This window comes from Pseudonocardia zijingensis (assembly GCF_042657305.1).
In the GTDB taxonomy this organism is placed as follows: domain Bacteria; phylum Actinomycetota; class Actinomycetes; order Mycobacteriales; family Pseudonocardiaceae; genus Pseudonocardia; species Pseudonocardia zijingensis.
Map to the genome: position 1 here is coordinate 49198 of NZ_JBHSKO010000017.1, position 8928 is coordinate 58125.

Annotated in this window: 8 protein-coding genes; all 8 read right to left on the minus strand. The window is 74.0% G+C overall.

The features are described from left to right. Nucleotides 1-312: 312 nt before the first annotated feature. A complete protein-coding gene (locus ACFPL3_RS27585) occupies nt 313-732 on the minus strand; it encodes a RidA family protein (protein WP_343944148.1) in 420 nt (139 codons plus the stop codon). After that, entirely contained in the window at nt 722-1453 is a 732-nt protein-coding gene (locus tag ACFPL3_RS27590; RefSeq protein WP_379589718.1) for a haloacid dehalogenase type II, read from the minus strand. Before ACFPL3_RS27590 ends, ACFPL3_RS27585 begins: the two co-directional genes overlap by 11 nt. A gap of 23 nt (nt 1454-1476) precedes the next feature. Further along, on the minus strand, nt 1477-2676 hold the full coding sequence (locus ACFPL3_RS27595; RefSeq protein WP_343944150.1) for a pyridoxal phosphate-dependent aminotransferase: 1200 nt from the start codon (nt 2674-2676) through the stop codon (nt 1477-1479). A 13-nt stretch (nt 2677-2689) separates the two neighbouring features. Beyond that, nucleotides 2690-4015 carry an MFS transporter gene (locus ACFPL3_RS27600; RefSeq protein ID WP_343944151.1) on the minus strand — a complete coding sequence of 442 codons (1326 nt, stop codon included), beginning with the start codon at nt 4013-4015 and terminating at the stop codon, nt 2690-2692. Between the two features lie 51 nt (nt 4016-4066). Further along, complete coding sequence (locus tag ACFPL3_RS27605) at nt 4067-4729, minus strand: GntR family transcriptional regulator (RefSeq protein WP_343944152.1); 663 nt, start codon at nt 4727-4729, stop codon at nt 4067-4069. A gap of 78 nt (nt 4730-4807) precedes the next feature. Further along, the gene (locus tag ACFPL3_RS27610) at nt 4808-6217 is read right to left on the minus strand and encodes an alpha/beta hydrolase family protein (RefSeq protein ID WP_343944153.1); all 1410 of its coding nucleotides are present in this window, start codon (nt 6215-6217) and stop codon (nt 4808-4810) included. Further along, the gene (locus tag ACFPL3_RS27615) at nt 6214-7101 is read right to left on the minus strand and encodes a poly(ethylene terephthalate) hydrolase family protein (protein ID WP_379589719.1); all 888 of its coding nucleotides are present in this window, start codon (nt 7099-7101) and stop codon (nt 6214-6216) included. Before ACFPL3_RS27615 ends, ACFPL3_RS27610 begins: the two co-directional genes overlap by 4 nt. A 16-nt stretch (nt 7102-7117) precedes the next feature. Then, a complete protein-coding gene (locus ACFPL3_RS27620; RefSeq protein WP_343944155.1) occupies nt 7118-8890 on the minus strand; it encodes a CocE/NonD family hydrolase in 1773 nt (590 codons plus the stop codon). Between the last annotated feature and the right edge of the window lie 38 nt (nt 8891-8928).

The window sequence follows — 8928 nt, forward strand, 5'->3', positions numbered from 1 at the left end:
GCGAGATCCACGACCCTGTGAACGAGGAGCCCGAGATCCACGTGTCCGAGATCCACGACGAGACCGGCACTGCACCTGCTGTCCTGCGCCGGGCGGCGACTCGGAGGGTGGCCCGCAAGGCCACCGGCCGGGTCCCGACCGGCGGGGCCGCTCGCACCCGCGACGCGACACCTTGCGCCGAGCCGCCGATCACCCGAGTACACCCAGGCCGATCGAGCGTCGGAGGCCTCCTCCGCACTCGTTGGCCGGCCGAGCCCGGGACGCCTCGGCCACCACCGGAGCTGGAACGGTCGCGCGGCTACGAGCAGCCGTCTAGGAGCGGAGGGCGACGGTCAGCATCACCTCGACGGGGGCGTTCCCGGGGAGCCGGGCCACCCCGACCGCGGTGCGCGCAGGCAGGGCGCCGAGGTGCCGTTGCCAGACCGGGGAGGCGCCGTCGGCCACCTCCGAGATCGCCGCGAAGGACCCGGCGACGGCCACGTGCACGGTGACCCGCGCAGCCGAATCCAGGGCGCGGCCGGCGGTGGTGGCTGCCTCGTGGGCGGCGCGGACCGCGCGTTCGGCGGCGACGGCGGCGAGGTGGCGCCCCTCGTCGACGTCGATCTCGGCGCCGAGGCGGCCGGTGCGGGCGAGCGTCCCGTCGACCCTGGGGGTCATGCCGCACACCGCGACCTGCCCGTTCAGGACCACGGCGGGGGCGTAGTCGCCCGCGGGCGCGAGGTCAGCGCTCACGGCGGGCCGCCGCGGGCTCGGTGGCGTAGCCGAGGACCCGCGGCACGTCGCGCAGGTCCGGGAGCTCGAGCGTCGGCGCCGGGTGCTCGGGGAGCAGTGTCTGGCCCTGCCGGTTGATCCAGATCGTGGCGATGCCCATCGGGACCGAGCGGGGCAGGTCGACGTATTGGGACTGCGCGATGTGCACGACCTCCTCGGGTGCGACGCCCGCGCGGTCGAGGACCAGATCGAACAGCGCGGGATCGGGCTTGTAGGCCCGGACGACCTCGGCGGTGATCTGATGGGTGAACGGATCACCCATCTTGTGGGCGCTGGCCTCGAGGATGTCGCGCTGGCTGTTGGAGATCGTGGCGAGTGGGGCGTGGCGGCGCAGCTCGTCCAGGACCTCGACGGTGTCGGGGAACGGGTCGGCGGCCGCCATGACGTCGCCGAGCGCCGCGAGCTCGCGCTCGTCGATCGGGAGGGACGCGTCGGTGCAGGCCTGCCGCATGGTGGTGGCGAGCAGCTCGCGGTAGATCATGAAGTCGCCGCGCAGAGCGGGCAGCGCGTAGTCCAGGTACCAGTGCGCGTAGAACGCGGTGACGTCGACGGTCACGCCGCGGGCGTCGAAGATCGACTGCAGGTAGCGGCGCAGCGCGCCGTCCCAGTCGATGAGCGTGCCGTAGGTGTCGAACGTGATCAGCTTGGGGTGGGCGGGGAGGGGCGGGGCCTCGGTCATCATCGCTCCGGGGGTTCGGGGTGGGATCAGGGGGCGAGGTCGAGGGCGACCTCGACGAGGGTGCGCACGGCTGCCACGGCGCGTTCGTGGTCCTGCGAGAAGTTGAGCCGGACGCTGCCGTCGTGGCCGGGTCCGAACTCCGCCCCCGCGGTGACGACGATGCCGGTCCGGCGGCGCAGTTCGGCGGGGAACTCCGCGGCGGGGACGGCCATGGCCGGGAGGCGGGGGAAGAGGTAGCTGCCGCCTTCGGTGGGACGGACGTGGAACCCCGGGGCGGCGTCGAACACGGCGAGGAGGTCGTCGCGGATGCGGCGGTGGGCGGCGATGCGCGCGTCGAGCCAGCCCTCGGGTTCGGTGAACCAGGAGTGCAGCGCCGACTGGCTGTAGCCGCCCGCACGCAGCGACACGATCGCGAGCAGCTTCTCCATCCGGTCCACCACCGCCGCCGGGCCGATCGCGGCGCCGACGCGGAACCCGCTCAGCGACTCCGTCTTCGACGGCCCGAGCAGCGTGACGCACCGGTCGGGCTCGATGCCGCACGACCTGAGGTGGGTGGCGCGGTGGCCGGGGTAGACGAGGCGGGAGTAGAGCTCGTCGGCCACCACCGTGACGCCGTACCGGTTGGCGATCTCCGCGATCTCGTGGAGCTGCTCCGCGGCGTGCAGCACGCCCGTGGGGTTGTTGGGGTTCGACAGGACCAGGGTGCGCACCCCGTCGCGGGCGGCGGCGCGGACGGCGTCGACGTCGAGCCGGGCCGGGGCCGAGGTGTCCTCGTAGGAGAGCCGGATCGGGACGACGTGCCCGCCCAGGTAGGTCACGATCCGGCGGTTGGCGAAGTAGTCCGGTTCCACCACCATCACGCGGTCGCCGGGTTCGACGAGCGCCGACAGCGCGAGGAACAGTCCCGCCTGGGTGCCCGGGGTGATGACGAGCTCGCGGTCCGGGTCGACGGGCGCGCCGGTGAACCGGGCGAGCCGCTCGGCGAGCGGCGCCCGCACCGACCGGTGCCCGCGGTAGCGGGAGTAGGCCTGTTCGCCGCCGTCCTCGATGGCGCCGAGCACGGCGGACACCGCGGCAGGCGAGGGCGGGAACGCGGCGACGTCGCCGTGGGAGAAGTCGACCCCGGCCGGGGTGCCCGCGCCGTCGGGGCGGTGCTGTCCGGGGGCGTTCCGGACGTCGATCGTGTCGAAACGCCCGGGTGCGGTGGCTGAGCCGTGCGAGCTCAAGGGCTGTCCTTCCTCACTGCTCGGCGGATCGCACCGGTGTGCGCTCCGCGTCGCGGGGTGACGTGGTGATGGTGGCGCGGAACGTCTCGGGCAGGAGGGCCACCGCGACCAGGCTGATCAGGGCGAGCCCTGCCAGCCAGACCGGGGCCGGCCAGATGCTGCCCGCGCTCGCGACGAGGGCGGTGACGATGATCGGGGTGGTGCCGCCGATCAGCCCGGCGGAGACCTGCTGGCCGATGGAGGCCCCGGTGTACCGGACGGAGGGCTCGAAGATCTCGGCGCTGATCGCGCCCATCAGCCCGTACACCGACCCGTTGGCAAGCCCGCCGAACGCCAGCGCGATCCAGATCAGCGCCGGTTGCGTGGTGCCGACCAGCCAGAACATCGGGAACGCGTAGAGCACGGTGAATCCCGCCATCGCGAGGAAGACCGGGCGGCGGCCGACGCGGTCGGACACGGCGCCCGCGGCGAGCGCGCCGATGATGCCGAAGGCCGAGAAGACGATGCCGCTGATCAGCATGGTGGTGCGTGGGATGCCGAGGTCGTTGGTGCCGTGCGCCACCATGTACGTGGCGTAGACGTAGTAGCCGCCGCTGCTGACGGCGAACGAGCAGATGCTGAGCAGCACGGTCTTCGGGTGCGAGCGCAGCACCTCGACCAGGGGGATCTTCCGGTCGACGGCCGCCACCTTGCGCGCGTTCTCGAAGACGGGCGTCTCCGGGATCGCCACCCGGATCACCAGCCCGACGATGACGAGGACGCCGCTCAGCAGGAACGGGATCCGCCAGCCCCACGTCTCGAACGCGTCGCCGGTGGTCGCCGAGACGACGGCGAACACGGTGGTCGCGAGCAGGAAGCCGGCCGGGGAGCCCACCTGGGGCAGGCTCCCGTAGAGGCCGCGCCGCTCGGCGGGGGCGTGCTCAACGCTCAGCAGGACAGCCCCGCCCCACTCGCCGCCCAGGCCGATCCCGCCGAGCAGGCGCATGAGCATCAGGAGCAGGGGCGCCGCGATCCCGATGGAGGCGTAGGACGGGATCACGCCGACGAGGAACGTCGAGATTCCCATCAGCAGCAGCGTCACCAGCAGGACGTTGCGGCGCCCGACCCGGTCACCGAAGTGGCCGAAGACGATGCCGCCCAACGGGCGGGCGAGGAACCCGAGCGCGAACACGCCGAACGCGGCGATGGTGCCCGTGACCGGGTCGATCTCGGGGAAGAACACCTTGTTGAAGACGATCGCGGCCGACAGGCCGTAGATCTGGAAGTCGTACCACTCGATCGTCGTGCCGATGAGGCTGGCGGCACCGGCCCGACGGCGGTGGCGTGGTGAACTGTTCATTGTTAACAACATCTCCGGTGATGTCAGGGCGGACGCATCGCGCCGGGGTGGTCAGGCCGGGTAGTGCTGGGCCAGTCGGTCGAACGCGCTCGTGAGGTGGTGGCCGATCGCGTCGACGAGCGCGGTCTCGTCGCGGTCGGAGAGGTGGCGGATCAGGTTCGCGTGCTCGTCGATGACGACCTCGCGACTGGTGGTGGCGACGGTGTTGCGGCTGAACAGGCAGAGCGAGACCTGGGACCTGAGGTTCTGCCACGCCCGCTGCAGCCGCTGGTGGTGCGCGGCGCGGTAGAAGGCGTCGTGGAACTGCAGGTCGGCGTCGGTGACGGCCCGGCGGTCGTTGCCGGCCAGCGCGGTCTCGATCGGGTCGAGCGCCGCGGTGAGCGCCCGTAGATCGGAGTCGGTGGCGTTGCGGATCGCCTCGCGCCCGGCGAGGACCTCCAGTGCGAGCCGGAGGCTGAACACCTCCTCGACGTCCCGGCGGGACAGCAGCGGGATCCGGGCGCCCTTGTGGGGCTCCACCAGGACGAGGCCTTCGTGGGCCAGTGTGGCGAGTGCGTCGCGGACGGGCCCGCGGCTCACCTCGAGCCGCTCGGCCAGTTCGGTCTCGCCGAGGTGCTCGCCCGGCGCGAACTCGCCGCCGAGGATCGCCGCGCGCAGGACGGCGAGGACGTCGTCCTTGACGCGGACCCGGCGGGCGGCACGCAGCGTTGACACCTGTTCTCCGTTCATTGTTAACAATGGACCATAGAGCCGCGCGGGCCCCGGGTCAACGGGGCCCGCGCGGGCCCTGCGTCACCCCGGGTACGGGCGGTTGAACCGCGGCGGCTGGAACGGGACGTAGCGCGGGGCGGGGTCGGCGCCCAGCTCGCGGGCCCGGTCGTTCATCGCGGGCGGTGCGGTGGCGGGCCAGCGGCCGGTGTCGAGCCGCTCGACCATGACGCGCAGGGCGGCCTGCTCCTCGGCGTCGGAGAAGGCGCAGTGCCCGACGGACTGGACGTAGGTCTGGCGCAGCAGCGCGTTCTTCCCGGCGCGGCGCACGTTCTCGCCGTAGAACTGCTGCTGGGCCACCGTGGAGATCTGGTCACCGGTGTTGGAGACCGTGAGCACCGGGATGCGCAGGTCGCCGTCGAACACGATGCCTCGCGCGAACCGTTCGACGGCGGCCGGGTCGGCGGAGATCCGCGGCGCGGCGGCCAGCGCGTCGAGGTCGGTCCGCAGGTCGAGGCCGGCCTCCCGGTAGAGGGCGTCCACGGTGCGGCGCAGCGCGGGCTCGGCGGCGCGCAGCTGCGCGGCGTAGTCGACCCCGGTGTTCCACGACGGGTTGCCGCCCGACACCTGGGTGAGCTGGCGCCTGCTGCCCATGGCCTGCCCCATGTAAGGGAGGCTCCCGCCGGCGAGGGCGAGGTAGGCGCCCTCCTCCAGCGCCGCGGCGTCACGCTCGTCCGGTCGCGGGGTGGGCGAGCCGTCGGGGTTCGTGCCCCACGCCGGCACCTGCCCGATCGCGGCGGCGAGGGCGATCCGGGCGCGTCCCTCGGAGCTCTGCTGGGCCTGCCCCAGCGCGTCGAACCAGGCCTTCCGCGCTCCCTCGACGTCCGCCGGCACGTCCACCACCGGCAGCCCGGGGGCGACGAGCCGTTCGAGCACGAAGACCGTGTCGAGCTTCTGGTTCCACTGCGCCACCGACCCGCTGAGCCCGCCGCAGAACGGCACGGCCGCGTCGAACACGTCCGGGTGCAGCTGGGCGGCGCCCGCGGAGACGAACCCGCCCATCGAGCTGCCCGACGCGATCGCGTGCCGGGCCGGGCCGTAGGCCTCCTCGAAGCGCGCGAGCGCCTCGGCCTGGTTGTCCATGGCGTCGCGGATCCGCCAGCCGGTGACGGTGCGGGTGGTGCCTCCGCGGGCCACCCCGTCGGCGAGCAGGCGCTCGGTCAGGGCCTCGGACTCGCCGCCGTCGGCGTAGTCGAGTGCCACGACGACCGTGCCGTTCCACTGCGCGGGCACGGCGAAGGCGTACGGCGTGCCGTCGGCGAGCGTCCCGGAGATGCAGGTGGGCCGGGCGGCGGAGTCCGGCATGCAGGGTTCCCCTCCCGGGGCCGCGGGTGGGGAGGCCGCGGCCGTCCCGGCGCCCGCGAGGGTGGTCAGGGCGACGGCTGCGCCGAGCACGGCGCGGCGGATCCCGGTGTTGATCACAGCGTCGATCACAGCGGCAACCCCTTCGTCTCGACGGTCCACTCGGGCTCGGTGCACAGGCCGCAGTCCGGCCCGACGAACCGGGCGCCCGCCCGCTCGTCGCCGCGCAGCACGTAGTCGAACCAGTCGGCGGCGACCTGCCAGCCCGTGGTCGCCTGCTCGCCGGAGATCAGCCCGCTGTGCCCGACGGTCGCGTGGCCGGCAAGGGCCGCGGGCACGGTGAGCAGCGCGTGGTTGTCGATGCTGTTCTGGTACGCGACGTCGTCCGGGCCGCCGTTGACCAGCAGCGTCGGGCTGTGCAGCTGCGCGAGGCGGTCCCGGCCGTAGCCGCCGAAGGCCGGCTCGGGCAGGTAGCCGGTGTTGAACCCCGCGACGGCGCCGACGCGGGGGTCGGTGCCCGCGGCGAGCGCCTCCACGCCGCCGCAGGAGTGGCCGAGCACGCCGATGCGGTCGGGGGCCGCACGCCCGTCGAGCTGGCGCCGCGCCTCGCGCGAGGTCGTGGCCCAGTCGATCGCGGCGAGCAGCGCCTCCGGGTGGGCGGTGGTGGTCTCCGGGGTGCTCGGCACGGGGAAGGCGTCGGGTGCGCCGTTCGCGATCACGATGTAGCCCTGGGAGGCGAGGCCGGTGAGGAAGGTGATAGCCGAGAGGTTGCTCGCGGCGCAGGCCCCGTTGCCGTAGGCGATGACGGGCACCCCGCCCCGCGGCAGAACCCGCAGGTCGGCGGGCCGGTACACGGTGTGCCCGGGCAGGCCCTCGGCCGCCTCCCGGACGGTCGCCCGCACGTCGCGGGAGCCGGCGCCGCCGGCCGCGTGCGCGCCGCCGGGTGCGGAGAGCACGGCCAGCGCGACCGCAGCGGTGAGCACCACGATCCGGGTGCGTGTTCGGGGAGACACCATTGTTTCCTCTCGTGGATCAGCCGGCGATGGGGAGGTGCACGAGCGAGGGCCGGGCAGGGTCGGTGAGCACCTCGATCCGCGCGCCCTGCGCGTCGGGCAGCGGGCCGCTCTCGCGGTGGTCGGCGCCGGTGACGCTCACCTGGATGCGGTGGCCGGCACGCACGACGTAGGAGGTGGGGAGCAACCCGAAGCGCAGCCGCGCGACCTCGCCGGGAGCGAGCGGGGCGACGTCCTGCTCGTAGGCCCGGTGCCAGGGCACCCCCTCGGGCAGGGTGTACGGGGCCGGGTGCTCGGCGCGCAGCGACGCCCGCAGCCTGCCTTCGGTGATCACGCTGACGGTGCCGTCGGGCGCGACGTCCTCCAGGTACGCGAACACGTGCGCGTCCGGACGGTCGACGCGGACCTGCAGGTCGGCGACCGGGGAGCCGGTCAGCTCGGTGTCGGCGTCGAGGACCGGCCCGGTCCAGGACGTCCCCGCGTCCGGCACGTGGCAGGGCTGGGCGAACGGTCCCGAGCCGGAGTCCGGGCAGGTCACGTCGGCGCCGACGGTGAACGTGCGCGCGCCCGGCGCGTCCGAGCCGAGCACGCCGTCCCCGCCGAGCGGCGTGGGGGCGGCGCTCACCCCGGCCGGGGGCCAGGTGTCCGCGGTGCGCCACTGCAGGCCGGTCGCGTCCGGCACGGCGGAGTCCGGGGTGGCGTAGTGGATGCGCGGCTCGGCGTCGAGCCCGGTGTCGATGCCCTTCAGGTGCTGGTCGAAGAACCGGTGGGCTTCCTCGGCGAGCGCGAAGCCGGCGTTCTCGCAGTGCTCCCACGGGCCGATGACCAGCCGCGAACCCGGGACGGTGAGCAGGGTGGCCACGCCCTGCCCGCGCAGTTCGTCACGCCAGCCGCCGACGACGTAGACCGGCACCCCGGACGCGCGGATCTGGTCGGGGTAGGAACCGACGCTGCCCTCGGACCAGAACCGCGACTGCACCAGCGGGGAGAGGCTGTCGCGGTAGGGCATACCGCGCCACATCTCGGCGAGCGGCGGCGAGGCCTGGTGCTCGAGCGCGGCCTGGTGCAGCAGCGCCTTGTCCTCGTCGCCCTGCACGGGCGTGTTCTCCATGTCCTGCTCGACCGTCCGGGCCGGGCCCACGCCCCACTGCGCCGGGATGCCGCCGACGCGCCACGCGTCGTACTTGTCCCACGAGAAGCAGCCGGCGAAGGCGGCCGCGAGGTGCGGCGGGCGGACGGTGAGCGCGTGCATCGCCGCGTCCCCGGTGTTGGAGCAGCCGTAGATGCCGACCTTCCCCGTCGACCACGGCTGCGTGGCGAGCCACTCGGTGACCTCGTAGGCGTCGTGGGCCTCGATGCGGTCGTTGTAGCCGCGGCGCAGGCCGAAGGACTGGCCGTTGCCGCGCCGCGCGACCTGCGCCACGACGTACCCGTGCTCGGCGAGCGCGGGCATGGCGGAGAAGCCGCCCTCGCGCGGGCCGGTGCCGTTCTCGGCCTCGCTGTCGATCGTGAGGCTGTGGTGCCACAGCACCGGGAACGGGCCCGGCGCCGGCTGCCCGTCGACCGCGGGCCGGTCCAGCCGCACCGCGAGCCGGGTGCCGTCGCGCATCGGCAGGTAGAGGCTCTCCGTGACGTGCTCGGTGAACTCCGGCGGGGGCCGGTAGTCGCCGAACGAGGCCGCGGACGCCTCGGGGCGCGCGGGTTCGTCCTGCGGGACGGCCAGCATCGTGGCCGTCACGGCCACGGCCGCGAGTGCCGCGGCGGCGGCCCCGACGTGGAGCGGTCGGACCATCGGATCCTCCGTGCAACGGTCGTTGGTGCAGGGGTGGG